The organism is Neptunitalea lumnitzerae (genome assembly GCF_027924185.1).
GTDB lineage: Bacteria > Bacteroidota > Bacteroidia > Flavobacteriales > Flavobacteriaceae > Neptunitalea > Neptunitalea lumnitzerae.
In genome coordinates this window covers 1,593,114-1,611,656 of record NZ_BRVO01000001.1, presented here as the reverse complement: position 1 = coordinate 1,611,656, position 18,543 = coordinate 1,593,114, and the positions used below count along the sequence as shown (strand labels likewise).

General features: G+C 34.1%; 15 protein-coding genes. 3 read left to right on the top strand and 12 right to left on the bottom strand.

The features are described 5' to 3' along the window. Positions 1-254: 254 nt before the first annotated feature. Positions 255-1,499 carry a T9SS-dependent choice-of-anchor J family protein gene (locus Y10_RS07235; protein WP_281764688.1) on the top strand — a complete coding sequence of 415 codons (1,245 nt, stop codon included), beginning with the start codon at positions 255-257 and terminating at the stop codon, positions 1,497-1,499. 248 nt (positions 1,500-1,747) lie between these two features. Next, the gene (locus Y10_RS07230) at positions 1,748-2,863 is read left to right on the top strand and encodes a T9SS-dependent choice-of-anchor J family protein (RefSeq protein WP_281764687.1); all 1,116 of its coding nucleotides are present in this window, start codon (positions 1,748-1,750) and stop codon (positions 2,861-2,863) included. 84 nt (positions 2,864-2,947) lie between these two features. Here Y10_RS07230 and rlmN read toward each other — a convergent pair whose 3' ends face one another. The 12 genes from rlmN to Y10_RS07170 all read right to left on the bottom strand — a co-directional run bounded on the left by rlmN (position 2,948) and on the right by Y10_RS07170 (position 17,795). Next, positions 2,948-3,988 (bottom strand): 23S rRNA (adenine(2503)-C(2))-methyltransferase RlmN, encoded by a 1,041-nt coding sequence (gene rlmN / locus Y10_RS07225; protein ID WP_281764776.1) that lies wholly within the window; start codon positions 3,986-3,988, stop codon positions 2,948-2,950. Between the two features lie 96 nt (positions 3,989-4,084). Beyond that, positions 4,085-4,798: a Bax inhibitor-1/YccA family protein gene (locus Y10_RS07220; RefSeq protein ID WP_281764686.1), complete on the bottom strand. Its 714-nt coding sequence runs from the start codon at positions 4,796-4,798 to the stop codon at positions 4,085-4,087. A 108-nt stretch (positions 4,799-4,906) separates the two neighbouring features. After that, entirely contained in the window at positions 4,907-5,956 is a 1,050-nt protein-coding gene (queA, locus tag Y10_RS07215; protein ID WP_281764685.1) for a tRNA preQ1(34) S-adenosylmethionine ribosyltransferase-isomerase QueA, read from the bottom strand. A gap of 117 nt (positions 5,957-6,073) precedes the next feature. Next, positions 6,074-7,294, bottom strand: coding sequence for a 3-phosphoshikimate 1-carboxyvinyltransferase (gene aroA / locus Y10_RS07210; protein WP_281764684.1), 1,221 nt, complete (start codon positions 7,292-7,294; stop codon positions 6,074-6,076). A gap of 151 nt (positions 7,295-7,445) precedes the next feature. Continuing rightward, on the bottom strand, positions 7,446-7,772 hold the full coding sequence (locus Y10_RS07205; RefSeq protein WP_281764683.1) for a nucleotide pyrophosphohydrolase: 327 nt from the start codon (positions 7,770-7,772) through the stop codon (positions 7,446-7,448). 11 nt (positions 7,773-7,783) lie between these two features. Continuing rightward, on the bottom strand, positions 7,784-9,724 hold the full coding sequence (locus Y10_RS07200; protein WP_281764682.1) for a DUF3857 domain-containing protein: 1,941 nt from the start codon (positions 9,722-9,724) through the stop codon (positions 7,784-7,786). A 13-nt stretch (positions 9,725-9,737) separates the two neighbouring features. After that, on the bottom strand, positions 9,738-11,645 hold the full coding sequence (locus tag Y10_RS07195; protein ID WP_281764681.1) for a DUF3857 domain-containing protein: 1,908 nt from the start codon (positions 11,643-11,645) through the stop codon (positions 9,738-9,740). A gap of 61 nt (positions 11,646-11,706) precedes the next feature. Next, positions 11,707-12,420 carry a tRNA threonylcarbamoyladenosine dehydratase gene (locus Y10_RS07190; RefSeq protein ID WP_281764680.1) on the bottom strand — a complete coding sequence of 238 codons (714 nt, stop codon included), beginning with the start codon at positions 12,418-12,420 and terminating at the stop codon, positions 11,707-11,709. Further along, a complete protein-coding gene (locus tag Y10_RS07185) occupies positions 12,417-13,064 on the bottom strand; it encodes a TatD family hydrolase (protein WP_281764679.1) in 648 nt (215 codons plus the stop codon). Before Y10_RS07185 ends, Y10_RS07190 begins: the two co-directional genes overlap by 4 nt. Positions 13,065-13,075: 11 nt before the next feature. Next, positions 13,076-13,528, bottom strand: coding sequence for a D-aminoacyl-tRNA deacylase (gene dtd / locus Y10_RS07180; RefSeq protein ID WP_281764678.1), 453 nt, complete (start codon positions 13,526-13,528; stop codon positions 13,076-13,078). Continuing rightward, a complete protein-coding gene (gene rsgA / locus Y10_RS07175) occupies positions 13,529-14,479 on the bottom strand; it encodes a ribosome small subunit-dependent GTPase A (protein WP_281764677.1) in 951 nt (316 codons plus the stop codon). Between the two features lie 70 nt (positions 14,480-14,549). Continuing rightward, positions 14,550-17,795, bottom strand: a complete 3,246-nt coding sequence (locus Y10_RS07170) for a S41 family peptidase (RefSeq protein WP_281764676.1) — start codon at positions 17,793-17,795, stop codon at positions 14,550-14,552. A gap of 251 nt (positions 17,796-18,046) precedes the next feature. Between Y10_RS07170 and Y10_RS07165 the strand changes: the two genes are divergently transcribed. Next, the gene (locus Y10_RS07165) at positions 18,047-18,514 is read left to right on the top strand and encodes a hypothetical protein (RefSeq protein WP_281764675.1); all 468 of its coding nucleotides are present in this window, start codon (positions 18,047-18,049) and stop codon (positions 18,512-18,514) included. Positions 18,515-18,543 lie beyond the last annotated feature (29 nt).

Genomic DNA, 18,543 nt, shown 5'->3' with positions numbered 1-18,543 from the left:
AAAACCTTAATACTACGCAAACGTACAAAAAATTATGCACTACTTTATTTAAAAATGGGCATATCAACATCTATTAAGAGTAAAAAACCAATCTACTGGGCTGCCTCACTCATAAATTAGGCAAACCTACCTAGTTTCTATATGCCTATATTATACGTTAAAGTTTCCTTAATTCAAGAATTTATCAGGGCACCCTTATTTATACTTTAAAAAAAGTAGTTATTTTTACTATCAAATAATAAAAATTTACTTACATGAAAAAAATTACTACTCTATTCTACTGTTTATTTATAACTACCTTCATGGTGAATGCTCAAAGCAGTTGCACAACTGCTTTACCTGCCACTGTAGGCTTAACAACTGTTGGAACACTTACGGGAACATTAAGCCCAACTAGCTGTTTTTCTAGCACTGCTGATTATGGTAATTGGTATTCTTATACTGCTACCATTGACGGTTATGCTACTATTTCTTCTGATTTAGCCCAAAACGACGGTACTACCTATAGTGACGATACTAGATTGAGCATTTATACTGGCACTTGCGGAACCCTTACATGTTATGCTACAAATGACGATGTAGACCTTGATAATTTCAATTATCTTTCCACTGTATCTTTTCCTATTTCGGCAGGAGATGTTTTTTATATTCTTTGGGATGACAACTGGAATGGAGATGGTTTTCAATTTGAAATAACTGAAACTTCATTTACCTGTCCTAATGAAAGTATTCCTTTCACTCATGATTTTACCGACCCTAACGCCTTAATTGCTTGCTGGGTACAAATGGATAGCGATGGCGATGGTAACGGATGGTATTCAGTAGATTATGATCAAGATGAAGATGGTACTCCTGACGGAAACCCATGTGCTGCATCTGCTTCTTATGTTAATAATGTTGGTGCTTTAACACCTGACAACTGGTTAATATCTATACCTGTAGATTTAACAGCATACTCTACTTCTGACAATGTTCAACTTACATGGAAAGCTAGAGGTATTGATGCCTCATGGGCTGATGAAAATTATACAGTATATGCAGCTACCGGAAATACACCTGCTGATTTTACAGCAAGTGCTGTAAGCTTCAATGAAATTGTTGGTCAAAACGGAGGTGCAGGTGTGTATGTTGATAGAACCTTAGATATTAGTTCATTGGCAGGTCAAAACATTTATATAGCCTTTAGACATCACAATTCTACCGATCAATATGTTTTAAATATTGACGATGTTGCCATTACTACCTCACTAAGTACAGAAGATTTTTCTGCCAATATGTTTGATTACATCTATACAGCCCACAATAATCAATTAACTTTAAAATCATCTAATAACAGTTTTACACACATTGATGTATATAACGTTTCCGGACAACAAATACTTACTAAAGAGCTTAATAACACAGAAGAGTTAGTTTCATTACCAAATATAGCTAAAGGTGTTTATGTAGCTAAAGTAGCTATGGGTAATACTATAAAAACCATTAAGTTTACTAAATAACTTAGTAAACTTAAACTATTTCGGAGCAAACCTAAGAGCATTTGATTTCCAAGCGAAATAGATTTTAAAAAAGAACGTCTGCAATAATTATTGCAGACGTTCTTTTTTAAAATCTATACCAATACCTTCATTAAAATCACAAATCAATAAATTATCATCACCTTTTTTCATAAAAAAACAGTCTATAAAAACACTTTATTCACTAAAAAGTAATTATTTTTAGAATATTAACATAAATATTTACTTACATGAAAAAAATTACTACTCTGTTACTCACATTATTAACCGGATTCAGTGCTTTTGCTCAATTCCCTGAAACATTTAGTGCTGGCACCCTTCCTACAGGATGGACTACCTTTATTGGTGCTAATGGTCTGGGAGCTACTAATAATTGGATCATAAATAGCACTAGTTATTATGCTTATGTAGCACCAGAAGCTTTATCCTCTGCTTCTGATACTTCTGAAGATTGGTTAGTAACACCACAATTTACCGTTGATGCAACTGATTATATGCTATCATTCAGTTTAGCTAATTATGAAACAGCTGACAAAGGTTCTACGCTTTCTGTAAAAGTTTCTACCAACAGTCAAACTACCATTTCTGACTATACCAATGTAATAACCTATACAGAAACACAAGCTTCAGCTGCAGCCTTCGCTACTGAACTTTTAGATTTGTCTGCCTATGCAGGGCAATCAGTGTATATTGCTTTTGTGGTAGAACAAAATGACGGAGATTATTGGTATGTAGATAATGTGAACATGATTGCAAATGCTACATCTGCTCCTCTAGCAGCTACTACCCCTACACCAGTAGATGGTGCTACTGCGGTTCCATTGGAGTACTCTACTGCCGGAGCTAGTTATTCTCAAGTTAGTATCTCTTGGACACCTGCCACTACAGGAGATGCTCCGTTATACTACGAATTTAACTTAGGTACTTCTCCTACTAACCTTACTTCTCTAAACACTACAGTTTCTTCCCCTACCATTAATGTTTATGGTTTTTCAGATTATACTACATATTATTGGGAAGTTATACCAGTAAACGCTGTAGGACCTGCTACAGGAACATCTGTATGGTCTTTTACCACAGGTACGGCTGCCATGAGTGTTGAAACTGTAAAAGAACACGTATTTACTGCTTACCCTAATCCTGTAAGCTCTGTGATGCATATCAAAGGTGCAGAGGCTTTAGTAAAAGCTGAAGTTTACAACCAACTAGGACAAACAGTTTTAGTATTAGAGAACGAAATGCTTAACCAAAATACGCTAGATTTATCAAGCTTAAGAAAAGGTATCTATATAGTAAAAGTTTTTGGTGAACAAACCACCGAGTCTATTACTATTACTAAAGAATAGTTTTTTAAGTTATTTATAAAACAGAAAAGGGAGTTACAAAACTGTAACTCCCTTTTTATATTCTATATAATATATATTTCTATATTAAGACTTATTAGCTAACTGCCCGCAAGCAGCATCAATATCTTTTCCTCTGGAACGTCTAACAGTAACGGTAATTCCGTTTTGTTGTAATAACGCCTGGTACATATCTATAGCATCACTTGGAGCTTGCTGAAACTCACCATCGTCAATAGGGTTATATTCAATAATATTAACCTTAGAAGGCGCAAATTTACAGAAGCGTATCAATGCCTCTACATCCTTACGTTGGTCGTTAATGCCTTTCCAAACTACATACTCATAGGTAATTCTACTCTTAGTTTTACTATACCAATATTCTAATGCCTCTCTTAAATCGGCTAATGGAAACGTACTATTAAAAGGCATAATAGAAGTTCTGGTTTCATCTATAGCAGAGTGTAAAGAAACTGCTAACTTAAACCGTACTTCGTCATCTGCCATTTTCCGAATCATTTTAGGCACACCCGATGTAGATACTGTTATTCTTCGTGGTGACATGCCTAAGCCTTCTTCAGAAGTAATTTTATCTATTGCCTTTAAAACATTATTATAGTTCATTAAAGGCTCTCCCATTCCCATAAACACAATATTGCTTAAGGGACGGTTAAAATACAATCTACTTTCATTATCAATAGCCACTACCTGATCGTAAATTTCATCAGGGTTTAAGTTACGCATACGCTTTAAACGTGCCGTTGCGCAAAACTTACAATCTAAACTACACCCTACCTGGCTAGACACACATGCGGTGGTTCTGGTATCGGTAGGTATTAAAACCGATTCTACAATTAAATCATCATGCAAACGCACAGCATTTTTTATAGTTCCGTCAGAACTACGCTGCATTACATCTACCTTAATATGATTTATTACAAAGTTATCCTCTAACATTTGGCGTGTAGACTTAGAAATATTGGTCATAGCCTCAAAAGAATGTGCTCCTTTTTGCCATAACCATTCATATACCTGATTCCCTCTAAAAGCCTTATCTCCACTTTTCACAAAAAAATCACGTAACTGCTCTTTTGTCAGCGCCCTTATATCTTTCTTTTCTGCCTGCATAGAATGCAAAAATATGCAATTTAAAATAGCTACATAAAAAAAAGAAGATTCGCTTTCTCAACGAATCTTCTTAATGCTATATATTGTTATAAAATATTAATTTCTTCTACCACCAAAAATACGTAGTAACAACAAAAAAAGGTTTATAAAATCTAGGTATAACATTAAAGCTCCCATAATAGCAGATTTATTCTGTACTTCTAATACCTCGTCTTCATCTGTTGTGATAATACCGGCGTACATGTTCTTAATTTTTTGAGTATCATAGGCTATAAGCCCCACAAAAATAAACACTCCAACATACGTTATAATCCAATACAACATTTCACTCTGCATAAACCAGTTTGCCAAAGAAGCTATAATGATTCCGATAAGTCCCATAAAAAGTAAGTTACCCCAAGAAGATAAATCTTTCTTAGTAAAATACCCATATGCACTCATTACAGCAAATGTACCTGCTGTAATAAAAAATGTAGATGCAATAGAGCTCATCGTATACACTAAAAATATAACCGCTAAAGTTGCTCCATTAAGTGCTGCATATACTAAAAACATAATAGTAGCTCCAGCGCCCGTCATTGTATGCAAACGTGATGACAGATACCATACCAAAGCAACCTCACTAATTAATAAAGCGTAAAACATAAACCTGTTTACTATGATAGCTTCTATTAATTGCGGACTACTAACAACTACAAAAGACACAAGACCTGTAACTATTAAAGCCAGTGCCATCCAAGCATACGTTTTGGTCATAAATGCGGCTAAACCTTTGTCTACCTCATTTCTAATAATTGGATTATTATTCATTTTTTTTATTTTAATTCTATGTAAACTTACACAAATTTTATACCATAAAAAACAAAAGTCCTTTTTTTAAAAAAAGGACTTTTAGTTTCTATTTTGAGGTCATGTATGTTAGATAATTAACATCGCATCACCATACGAGTAAAACTTATAATTTTCTTTTACAGCTTCCTTATATGCTTTCATCATTAAATCATGACCTGCAAAAGCAGAAATCATCATTAATAAGGTTGATTTTGGAGTATGGAAATTAGTAATCATACAATCTGCAATACTAAAATCATAAGGAGGGAAAATAAATTTATTGGTCCATCCTTCAAACGGATTTAATGTTCTATCAGAAGAAACTGAACTTTCCATAGCTCTCATAACCGTAGTACCTACAGCACAAACTCTACGTTTTTGGCTCTTTGCATTGTTTACCGTATCACAAGCCTCTTCAGAAATAACTATTTCTTCACTATCCATTTTGTGCTTAGAAAGGTCTTCTACTTCAACTGGGTTAAATGTACCCAAACCTACGTGTAAAGTAACCTCGGCAAAGTCAATCCCTTTAATTTCTAAGCGCTTCAATAAATGCTTAGAAAAGTGTAACCCCGCTGTTGGTGCAGCAACAGCACCTTCATGCTTAGCATAAATAGTTTGGTAACGTTCTTCATCTTCCGGCTCTACATCTCTTTTGATATACTTAGGAAGTGGAGTTTCTCCTAACTCATTTAATTTAAAACGAAACTCTTCATAAGAACCGTCATATAAAAAACGAAGTGTTCTACCTCTAGAGGTTGTATTATCAATTACTTCAGCTACTAGACTCTCATCTTCTCCAAAGTATAATTTATTTCCTATTCTTATTTTACGTGCCGGATCTACCAACACATCCCATAAACGTTGTTCTGCATTTAATTCACGCAACAAAAACACTTCAATTCTTGCTCCTGTTTTTTCTTTATTACCAAAAAGTCTTGCAGGAAATACTTTTGTATTGTTAAGCACCATTACGTCACCCTCATCAAAATAATCAATTAGGTCTTTAAATAACTTATGCTCAATACTTCCGTCTTTTCTGTTTACCACCATTAATCTGGATTCATCTCTATTTTCAGAAGGGTACTCTGCCAATAATTCCTTTGGTAATTCAAAATTGAAATGTGATAACTTCATGTTTGTTTTTTTAATATTTTGAAAGTGAAAGACATACCTTCACTCTTTTTAAGGGTGCAAATATACTATCTCAAAACAGGGGTTGTCAAGTAAATAGAGAAAATTATTTTCTGAACACTATAAAACTTCAAAACCAAGTGCTTTTAAATCCTCCCAAAAATCGGGGTAGGATTTAGATACTACCATAGCATCATTTATAATTATAGGAGTCTTTATAGCTAGTGGAGCAAAGGCCATTGCCATTCTATGATCGTTATAGGTGTCTATAGCTACATGACTGTTTAGTGTATTGGAAACTTCTAAAAATAGCGCTTTATCAGTAACCGAAATAGATGCTCCTAATTTGGTTAACTCTGTTTTTAAAGCTTCTAACCTATCGGTTTCTTTAATTTTTAACGTGTGCAATCCGCTAAGTGCACAAGGTATTTGTAGTCCAAAACAGGTAACTGCTATGGTTTGTGCTATATCTGGTGTTTTAGTTAAGTCAAATTCTATACTAGCTGCTTCATGAGGTACTTTGGTTAGTACAATACTATTTTTTTTATAAGTAGTATCTACTCCCATTTGCTTGTACAAGGTTGCCAAAGCGCTATCACCTTGTAAACTATTTTCTTTATAACTAGAGAGTTCTATTTGAGAACCTGTTTTAGAAAGCGCCACGATGGAATAGTAATAAGAGGCCGAAGACCAATCAGATTCTACCGTTAAGGTTTTAGGCAGGACTTCTTCTGTTATGGGAAATACTTTAATTACGTTTTCTTTAAAAACAGTTTTAACCCCTATTTCCTCTAGTAAGGCTAACGTCATTTGTATATAGGGTATGGAAGTAATTTTACCATCAAGAGTTAACTCTAAACCATTTTTTAGTTTTGGTGCTATTAACAGTAATGCCGAAATGTACTGACTACTCACATCTGCGGGTAAGGTAACCTTATCCTTGGTTAATTGCTTTCCTGAAATACGCAACGGAGGATATCCTTCATTTTCTTCATACGTTATTTGAGCTCCCAATTGATTTAGTGCCTCTACCAAAATTTTAATAGGGCGCTCCTTCATTCTAGAAGAGCCTGTTAGTACTACTTCTCTCTCTTCTTGCACTGCAAAATAGGCTGTTAAAAATCGCATTGCTGTACCTGCATGATGAATATCTACAACAGTTTCATTAGATGCTAATCCTTTTTGCATTACGCCTGCATCATCAGAGTTTGAAATATTCTCAATGGTTAAAGAAGGAAATAAAGCTTGCAATAATAATAACCTATTAGTTTCAGATTTACTACCTGTTATATTAATTGCTGCTTTAAAAAAACTATCTGAAGTACTTACTTTACAATTCACGTCCGCTACAAATTATTCAATGGTTTCAAATGTATTGATAAGCCCCTGAAAAAACAACACACCAATGGCACTTTATACAAAAGAGCAAAAAAAAGCGGATACTATCTTAAAATTGCATAGTATCCGCTGTTTATTTTTCAGAAAAGCTAACTTATTTTAGCTTTTCATTGTTATGGTGTCTGTCGTGATCTCTTTTAGTTTTCACATCCATTTTTTTATCAAAAGAAGCCTGTAAATCAATACCTGTTTGGTTAGCCAAGCATAGTACTACAAATAGCACATCTGCAAGTTCTTCCCCTAAGTCTTTATCTTTATCGCTTTCTTTTTCAGACTGCTCGCCATATCTTCTAGCAATTATTCTTGCTACCTCCCCAACCTCTTCTGTAAGCTGAGCCATATTGGTAAGCTCATTAAAATATCTTACTCCGTGTTCTTTTATCCAATTATCTACGGCTAATTGTGCATTTTTTATATCCATGATGTATTGTCTTAAACTTTAGACAAAATTATCTTTTCTGATTCAATTTCCACCATTTTACTGAAAAAGCCTTTTAAATAATCATAATAAAACTGAGAAATCTGTGCCTTGTTTATCTTCAAATCATACGCTATTTGCAACACATTACCTTGATCTTTAATCAGGTATTTCACTTCTCCTAAATCTTCAGGTAGCTGAACTATTTGAGATTGCGGTGCATATTCTACGTGATATCCTTGTGGAATAGTCATGGTTATAGTACACTTGGTCTCCTTTGGATACCCAAAATAAATAGGATATTCTCTTTTTTCTGAAACATACGGATTTTCATCTTGCGTTAAAAACATCATAGGGTTTACATACAACTTATCTCCTATTAGTTCTGCGGCATCTTCAGCATAGAAAGAAAAGCTTTCCATAACACTTTTATTAGAAGCTTGTGCATTAGCTACTTTAAAATCTGAAATTTCAATATCGTGTAATCTATTTTCTTGATCTCTTATAAAATCTTCTTCATTAGCATCTTTATACGCTTTTCTAAAGTTCATTGCACTATGGTTATTAAGTACAAAACGCATTTTTCCCTCTGCTGTACCATCTTCTTCTAAGGTGCACATCATGTTTATATTTACTACTGAAGGCTCTGGCTCCACTAAAGAAATTTTTGTCCAAAGTTTTTTATTGTTGTTTATATACATACCCTCCCAGTTGTAATCATTCAATGGCAATAAATTAATCTGACTAAATTCATCGGTTGCATCTAACACAAACTCCTCTTTATCTATTAAAACATGTGCTATTACATAGTTTAACCCTTTAATGGTTGGAAACACTGGTATCATATTATCTTTGGTACTAATAATAACCGGGTTAGCATCTACACCTGCATATCTAAGCATAGCTACTAATAGTAGATTAATATCTGCTACGTTTCCTTTTTTCTCCTTAATAGTCTTTTTTAAACCATTATAAAAATACTTACCCTCATAACCATTCCAAGTATATTCTGATTTTACATAATCAAAAATCTTTTGCATCTTCACTTTCGGGTCAGATATCCCGTTAATTAACGGATCGGTAATATCATCTACAAATCGTGCTTTATCCAAGTCTTCTTTATAATCTTCTTCGTTGGCAATTTCCTTAGCTACATCTCCCCATGTTTGGGCATAGCTTCTAAAATAAGTAGGCCATTCTTCTTGGGCTAATTCATAAACAATAGCACCACGATAATTATTCATATTATCAACATTAGGCTCTTCTTTTAAAGCAGGTATATTCTCCTGGGTATACATGTATACATCTACATCTAAACCTAAACGGTGATCTAGTTTTTTTTCGGTGGTTACATGTACAGGTACAAACCCCTTAAATGTTCGGTTATATTTAAATACTTCTGGAGTTCTTATTTCTGCATAAAACTTTTTAACCGGTATATCATACTGAAAAATTACATCATCGAAAGAAGAGTAATAAGGGGAATTAATTTTATAAGATATTTCAATTACCGATCCTACTTTTACATTAGGCAATGTAAATGAGGTTTTATCATATCTAAAAGAAGCTTCATTTTCAAAAATTTGATCTTTATCTAATTTGGTTTCTACAATTTTATCTCCTTCTAAGTTATAGGTAACCGCCTTAATTTTACTTACTTGTTCTTTAACACTTCTAGACTTATATAAATTAATAATCTCGGTAGCATAGTCAAACCCTTCGGTATCATATATTTTTATTTTCTTATAAATCTCGGTAATCAAACTAACGCTGTTTGAAGTAGCAAAAATATAGCTCTCTCTATGCGAGTATAAAATTGCAGCACTAGCATCCTCATCAAAAGAACATTTTTCTTCTTGTAACTCTTCTTTGGTTACCTCGCCCATTTTATACTCTTGGGCTTGTAATGGTATAGATATAACTACCAAAATTAGTAGTACTAAAAACTTTTTCATTTATGGTGTATGTTTATTGATTAGTCTTTTTTATAATCACTTTAGCTCCATCCATTTTTGAAACGTTTCTAAAAAACTTTCTAAACTCTGAATATTTTTCTTTTGAATAGGTTCCGTGATTTAATTTCATAACTCTATGATATACCAACTGCTTACCTTTCTTTGTAATACTCATTTCATACGTGCCATATTCATGCGTTTCTTTTACTGGCTCTGGTATAAAATCTACCGTAAAGTTATCTGGTAATGTAATGGTGTAAGTATCTTCATCTGCAAAACCGCGTGATATGTAAAAAGGGGTAGTTCTGTTTCTGTAGCGTTCAGGTGTACTAATAGAAGCGTTAAAAAAGTTAGCTACTAATAAGCCAGAGTCTCCTGTAAAGCTCAAATAATTAGGAACCTGAACAGAAACATTTTCGGTAAACTCTACATTATCCTTATCATTTACTAACTCAATAGTATCAACTTGTAGGTTATTTAAGTTTCCCCAATATCTCTTGTAATGTTTCACTTGATCTTCAGAAGAGCGTAGTTCTAAATAATAACTATTATCATATTGAATTCCTGTAGAAGCAATAGAAACCTCAGCACTCAAATTACCATTAGCATCTAAAACGCAGGAAGCAGTTGTTATTTGCTTATTATAATCATCTAGAAAGGCAGGCGTTGTCACAATTTCACTTCCTTCTGGTTTTACTACTAAAACCTTTCTATCATCAGTAAAATCCCCAATAAAATTAAATGGGCTAATTTGGTTTGTACAATCTACCCAAATGTCTTTTTCTTCGGTAGGAATTTCCAAAATAATATGGTTCCCTTGAACCGAAACAAAATCTTCTTTTAAGTCTCTTTTATAATTGGCTCCAGCATATACAACCGAATAGTTAGCCTCTAAACCTGCGGCATTCATTAAACTTTTGGTATAGTTGGTTAGTGCCTTACAATCTCCGTACCCTAATTTATCAACCTCACTTGCAAGCATAGGTTTCCATCCTCCAATACCAATTTGAATACTTATATAGCGGGTATTCTGCTGCACATACTCATAAATGGCCTTTGCCTTTTCGTAGGTAGTAGGTTTATCTGCTACCAAATCTTTCATCTTTTGTTTGGTACTTTCTGGTAAATCATAGGTATCTTTTAATAACACATCATACATCCATTCTCCAAAAGATTTCCAATCATTTGCTTGCCCATCTACACCTTCTAAATGAAACTTATTTAATGCAAACATTACATAAGGAAATAAAAATTCAGATGGCGGACTATAAGCTTCGGGTTTTATGGCAGGGATATTAGTTACCGAAAACTGATAGCCAGAAGTAAAGGCTTTCTTTTCTATGTTGTACCCCTCAAGGTTACCCTCTTTTATTTTTAGGCCCAATTGAACAGGTGCGTGTATCGTGTAAATACTTTTCTCTACACCTACATAATTGGCATAAATAGGTTGCCACGTAGGTAAAAAGGCAGTATTTACATCTTCCACTTCAGAAGTGAATACAACGGTGTAAGGATATGATGCAGAAGTATATCTAAAATACTTCACCCTTGAGTCTGCATATAAAGTACCACCATCTACAGCACTTACATCATTAAAATCTTTTTCTTTAAAACGCTCTATTTCATTACCATTAGCATCTAAAATTCGGACATCTAATTTTTTAATTTTGGTATTGGGGTCATACCCCATATAGTTTCTTACGTATCCTTTTCCAGACTTGTTTAGCACTGTAACCACCTTGGTTATGGTAGTTACTTTGGTTTTAATATCTTCTACGGTTATGTTTCTTTCATCTAACCGTACTACAGCATCTGCATTTTCTAGTAATTCTTGTGGTATACTAGCAACCGAAAAATCTTGTGAAGTTGCTGTAATAGAAAATAAGCCCCAAAAAGTAAGGGCTATTAATATTTTGTTCATTATTGGTCGTTTTGTTATAACAAATTTACTAATTTTTATACAAAACGTTGGATGACAAATATTATTTTCTGATTAAATAGTTAATAACCTCTGATGCTGCATGTAGTCCAAAAGCAGCAGGCATATAACTAATTGTTCCGTAAAAAGAACGTTTATAATTACTACCATCGGTTTCTTTAACACTTTCTGCTATCTGTATTTCAGTAGAATACACTGCCCTAATACCTTTATTTATATTTTCCTTTTTAAGGCGCTTTCTAATTTGTCTTGCAAAAAAGCATTCTTTGGTATTACTAATATCAGATACTTTTACTTTTGAAGCATCTAGTTTACCACCAGCACCCATAGAGCTAATAAGTTTTACTTTCTTTCTTTTAGCGGCTATTATTAGGTTTACTTTTGGTGTTAAGCTATCAATACAATCCATTACATAATCGTACTCTTTGCTTACCAGCTCAAAAGCTCGTTCAGGAGATAAGAATTCTTCTAAAACGGTAAGTTCTAAATCCGGATTAATATCCATCAACCTGTCGGCTACTATTTTAGCTTTCGATTTGCCTACCGTACTATCTAGTGCTGGTAACTGACGGTTTTTATTAGTTTCATCAAATACATCGCCATCTACAATAGTCATTTTACCTACGCCTGCTCTAGCAATAAATTCTGCTGCAAAAGAGCCAACACCTCCAAGCCCCACAATAAGCACATTTGCCTTTTGAAGCTTTTGCATCCCTTCTTCCTTTACTAATAACTCCGTACGTTCTAACCAACTCATACCTTAAATACTTCTTTAAAATTTTTAAAAATCTCACTTTGTAATTCGGTTACAGACCTATTACGCCTGTAGGCTGCTTCCTCATATACTTTCTCAATAGATACTTCTGACTGGTCATCCGTTTCTAAAAAAAATGTTTTTTCAGGAAGGTTTGCAAAAGTACGTTGTACAGTTGAATTTTCACATAATGCAGCTCCAAAAGATAATTGAAAGCCAACAGACAGCAATTGAGAAGCCAATTGCTCATTTTTATGATATCCATGGATAACCCAAACCTGAGAAGGATTGAGTTCTTTTTTTAACTGATAAATTTCTTGGTATGCCTTTACACAATGTATTACTATAGGCTTTTGAAGTTTTTCTGAAATGGCTACCTGTTTTTTAAACATTGACATCTGTAATGCAAAGTTGGTGTCAGTTACCTTATCTAAACCACACTCACCAATTGCCAAACAATTAGGATGCATTGCAAGGGTTTCTAATTTTTGCAACATGACTGCTTCCTTATCGGCTTCTATATACCACGGATGCCAACCAACAGAAAAATAGCCCTCACCGGGTTCTTCTTCCGGAAATTTATTAATAATAGTAAGTTGCTCTTTGGAAGTTTCAGTACTATGGGTATGAATATCTACAAACTTCATACGCTACTGGTTTATTCTTTATTCTTGGTATCTACAATAATGGTCACTGGTCCGTCATTCAATAACGAAACTTTCATATCGGCACCAAAAATACCTGTTCCTACCTTTTTTCCTAAGTCTAACTCTAATTGTTTTACAAAAGCTTCGTATAAAGGAATGGAAACATCGGGCTTAGCAGCTTTTAAGTAAGAAGGTCTATTCCCTTTTTTGGTAGATGCGTGTAACGTAAACTGACTTACCACTATGACATCTCCACCATCTTCCAAAATACTCTTATTCATTACCCCGTTTTCATCATTAAAAATTCGCATTCCAACAATTTTTCGGGTAAGCCATTGTATATCTTCTTGTTTGTCTTCGTTCTCTATACCTACTAAAACAAGTAATCCGTTATCTATAGCAGCTATTTTATTACCCTCTACAGTAACACTAGCCTCTTTGGTTCTTTGTATTACAGCTCTCATTTACTCCTCTCCGTAAATATCAGTTCTATAGTTTTCTTCTTCTCCTTCTAAAATCTGCAAGTAACTTCTGTACCTACTCCAAGCTATCCTGTCATTATCTAAAGCATCTTTTACAGCACATTTAGGCTCATCTACATGTAAACAGTTGTTAAACTTACACTCCGATTTTAAAGCAAAAAATTCAGGAAAATAATCTCCCACTTCTTCTTTTTCCATATCCACTATACCAAAACCTTTGATACCAGGAGTATCTATAATACTAGCACCAAAACTTAGGTCGTACATTTCTGCAAACGTAGTGGTATGTTGCCCTTGGTTATGTTGCTCTGAAATAGAAGCTGTTTTTAAGTCTAACCCTGGTTCTAAGGCATTAATTAAGGTTGACTTACCTACCCCTGAATGACCGGAAAACATACTTACTTTCCCTTTCATCATTTCTTTAACCTTGTCTACATTTTTACCTGAAGTACCCGAAATACCTAAACACTCATACCCTATACTTCTGTATAATGCAGCTAAAAATTTTGCCTCTTCTAAATCTTCCTCGCTAAAAGAATCTACTTTGTTAAACAGCAATACAGCCTTTACATCGTAAGCCTCAGCTGTTACTAAAAACCGATCGATAAAACTGGTAAAAGTGGGCGGATTATTAAGCGTAACTAATAAGAACACCTGATCTATATTAGACGCTATAATATGGGTACGCTTAGATAAATTTACCGATTTACGAATAATGTAGTTCTTTCTATCGTGAATCTCATAAATTACACCTACGGTTTCATCTCCAATAGTTTCCAATTGAAAATCTACCTTATCTCCTACCGAAATAGGATTGGTGCTTTTAATACCTTTTATTCTAAACTTACCCTTGATACGGCATTCGTACTGTTCTCCATTTTCTGTTTTAACAGTATACCAACTACCGGTAGATTTATAAACAACTCCTGTCATGCATGCTATTTAGATTTACAAAATAACATATTTACAAAGAAAAAAGCCTCCAATTGGAGGCTTTTTTTAATTAATCTAAGTCTTTGAGCATTTCTTTTACAGCTGCTTCTAACTGAGTATCTTTTCCGTTCAAGAAATCATTGTATGGTAATGGTACCATTACATCTGGTTCTAGTTGTAAATTTTCGGTTGGTCTACCTTCTGCTCCAATGGTAGCAATCATAGGTATTCCAAAAATAATATTCGGATCTATTTGGCGCTCCCACCATACGGCAGTTCCGGTACCTGCTACAGGCATCCCTACTAATTTTCCTAATCCATTTTGTTTATAGATATACGGAAATATAAAAGCATCACTATAGTTACCCTCACTCATTAACACAATACTAGGCTTTGTCCATCTTACAAATGGTTCTCCGCCTTTAACTTCGTGCCCTTGTGGTGCAAATTTTAAATATTCTTTTCCGCTTAAGAAAGTATTTAAATCATCATGCAACCAACCACCACCGTTAAAACGGGTATCTACAATTAACGCTTCTTTTCCTAAGTTTCTACCTAAAGCATTTTCAAATACATCTCTAAAACTACTATCATTCATTCCTCTTACATGAATATACCCAAGTCTACCATTACTTAATGAGTCTACCATTTTTTCCATTTTATGAATCCAACGCTTATACATAAGGTTGTTATCTACATAAGCAGGCTCTGGTTTTACGGTTACATCAAAAGTTTTACCACCTCTGGTAACTGTTAATAGGGTATTCTTACCTACTAAATTATTTAAGTACTTATTAGGGTTATCTTCAACAGCAATGGCTTTTCCATTTACTTTGGTAATCACATCCCCTGCTCTAATATCTGTTTCTGCTTTATCTAGTACCCCCCCTGGTATGATTGCTGAAATTTTAGCACCAGCACCTTCATACGTTTCATCATATAATACTCCTAACGATACGGTAGTATCTCCTGTAGGAGACGGATAATATCTACCTCCTGTATGTGATGCATTTAATTCTCCTAAAAATTCACTCAATAAGATTTGAAAATCATAATTGTTATTAATGTGCGCTAAAAACTTACCATACTCATCATGGTACATATCCCAATCTACACCATGTAATTTAGGATCATAGAATTTTTTCTCTACTTGTCTATAAACATGATCAAAAATATAGCTACGTTCACCAGCAGCATCAATAACCATATCGCCATCAATGGCCACATTATCTATTTTACCACTTTCAGCATCTACTTTTACTAAACTACCTCGGTTGCTTAAGAATAAAGATTTTCCATCTTTACTCATCTCAATTCCTCCAGGATACCCTGATAATTTTGCTAAAATTTTAGTTTCGTGAGTTCTTGGTTCGGTTACCCATAAATCATATCCTTTTTCAAAAGAAGCTAAATAGTAAACTTTACTTGCATCTTCATTTAACACATAACCACCAATACTAGCACTATTAATAGTTAATTTTACCTTTCTATAATCTAAATTATCAAGGTTAAGCGCTAAAGGCTTTTTATCCTCTTCTTTTTCCTTTTTCTTTTTCTTAGATTTTTTATCCTTTTCGGCTTCTGCTTCTTCCTTCTCTTTTTTCTCTTTCGCGTCCTTTTCTTTTTCTTCTAGTAGTTTAAAGTCTTCTTCGCTCATTACATATCTATCATATGCTTTCTGATCAAAAAAGACTGCAAAAATATCTACCTCTGCACTCCCTTGAACAGCTAATGATTTTCTACCATCTCTACTACTACCATAGGTCATCATTTTACCATCTAATGCCCATTCCGCACCGCTTTCTCCAAAACCACTATTTATAGGGTGTTGTATTTCTCCGGTTCCGTCTGCTTTTATTAAAGCAGCATTCTGGCTAAACATATAGCCTTTAGCATCATCTACTAATAACCAATTACTATCAGGACTCCAGTTATATCCCCAATCTCCATCTGCATAGGAATAGTTTCTTCCTTCTGGTAAAACCGTTATAATTTTACCCGATTCTACATCCAATATTTTTAAAATATTGCGTTCTTCTATATAAGCAATTTTCTTTCCATCAGGTGAATATTCTGCTTGGTATTCTTCTTTATCGGTAGCTATTACAGGCTCTGTTTTTAATAAGGTTGAAGCATAGAAATACTTTTCATCAGGGCGTTCCATAGTTACCTTATAAACATCCCAGCTAGTACCTAGCTCTCCAGAATACAATAATGTTTTACCATCTGGAGACCAACTAATCATGCGCTCTTGTTGTGGGGTATTCGTTATTCTTTTGGTTCTAGCTTCATCTACAGCAGTTACAAAAATTTCTCCTCTGTTTACAAAAGCAATTTCTTTACCATTAGGATTTACAGCAAATTCTGTTACACTGTTAATGCTTTTATCTGATAACAATTCGTAACCGGCATCATTACGAATAATAACCGTTAGTTTTTTAGGTGCTCCATCTACAAAACTATATAAATCACCTTTCCAAGTATAAACTAAAGTTCCACTATCAGCAATACTCAAACCTCTAATAGGAAAATCTTTATATGATGTTAGCTGGGTTTCTGTACCAGTAGTCAGTTCTTTTTTATATAAATTCTGCGTTCCTGTTTTTTCATTCAAGTAGTAAATACTATTATCATCTGTACTAAAAACAGGCTCTCTGTTTTCTCCTGTAATTGTACTTATCTGCTTATAAGTATCTCCTTTTACGTCGTACACCCATATATCTCTTGTAATAGATGATACCTGATGCTTACGCCATGGGTCTTCATACCCTTTTCTATCTTGAAAAACTATTTTAGAACCATCACCATTAAAGTGAGCTTCTTCTGCTCCGGCAGCAGTAATTAAACTAATTCTACCTCCATTCACTGGAACTTGGTATAAATTTGCAAAATAGCGAGTACCCGGAAAACGAACACTTTCTGCAGGGGCATTACGCCCACTACCAAATAGTACTTCTGTATTATCCACCGTAAAATCATACGGGTAATCATCTGCGTCATGAAAAGTTACTCTTTGAGGCATACCACCTGTAGCAGGCATGGTATACACATCAAAATTACCGTATCGGTCACTGGCAAACGCTAGGGTTTTACCGTCATGGCTCCATACCGGCCTCATATTGTAATAACTACCCACTGTTAAAGGGGTGGCTACACCTCCCGTTACAGGAGTTGTATATAAATTCCCCATATACCCAAAGGCTATGGTTTTACCATCTGGTGAAATAGACGGATACATAATCCATCTAGCACCATCTTGTGCTAGTAGTACGGAAGTAAATAAAAGTAACGCCGTACTAAAGAGTATTTTTTTCATTTTTTTGATTAATTAATTCGTTATAATGGTCAATAAAAAATTGATTTTGTTACAAAAACTCAATATTAAACATTTCAAGATACTAATTACCAACAACATACACATTTAAAACAAATTATATTTTTATACAAAACTTAGTGCTATCAACACACTTTACACTTTATTTAAAGCAGTTAATCCTTTTTTTATACGGCCAACCGTAAAAAATTGTATATTCGCTACCCTTAATAATCAATAAATAAATTAAAATCATGAAAAAATCAGTTTTAGCTTTAATAGCTATGCTTTGTTTTGCAGGTGTTTTTTCTGCAAGCGCTCAGAATTACGAGTACAAAATTATTACTAGTGTAGAGTCTATTGTACCTAACGGTTTAGGTAGATCTAGATTGGTATCTACAGATGAAGACAGAGACTATAAAGAATTTACTTCTGTTAGATCTGATGACAAAGATAAAGACGAAAGAAACAAATCTAAAAGAGACGATATTAGAGTAAGAAACTTTGAAGAAACTAAATTGTTAAACTTCTACAACTTAGGAGGTATTAGATTTCAAAACATTGTAGCTAATGATGCAGTTATATCTTCTAAAATTAACACTATGGTTGCAGAAGGATGGGAACTTGCTTTTGTTACAAGTGCTGTAGAGAGTGAAGCTGGTAAAGGAGACGGAAACGGAATTTTTATTACTCGTTTAATCTTTAGACGTATTAAAGCTTAATTTTAGATACTATTAAAAATATGAAAGGG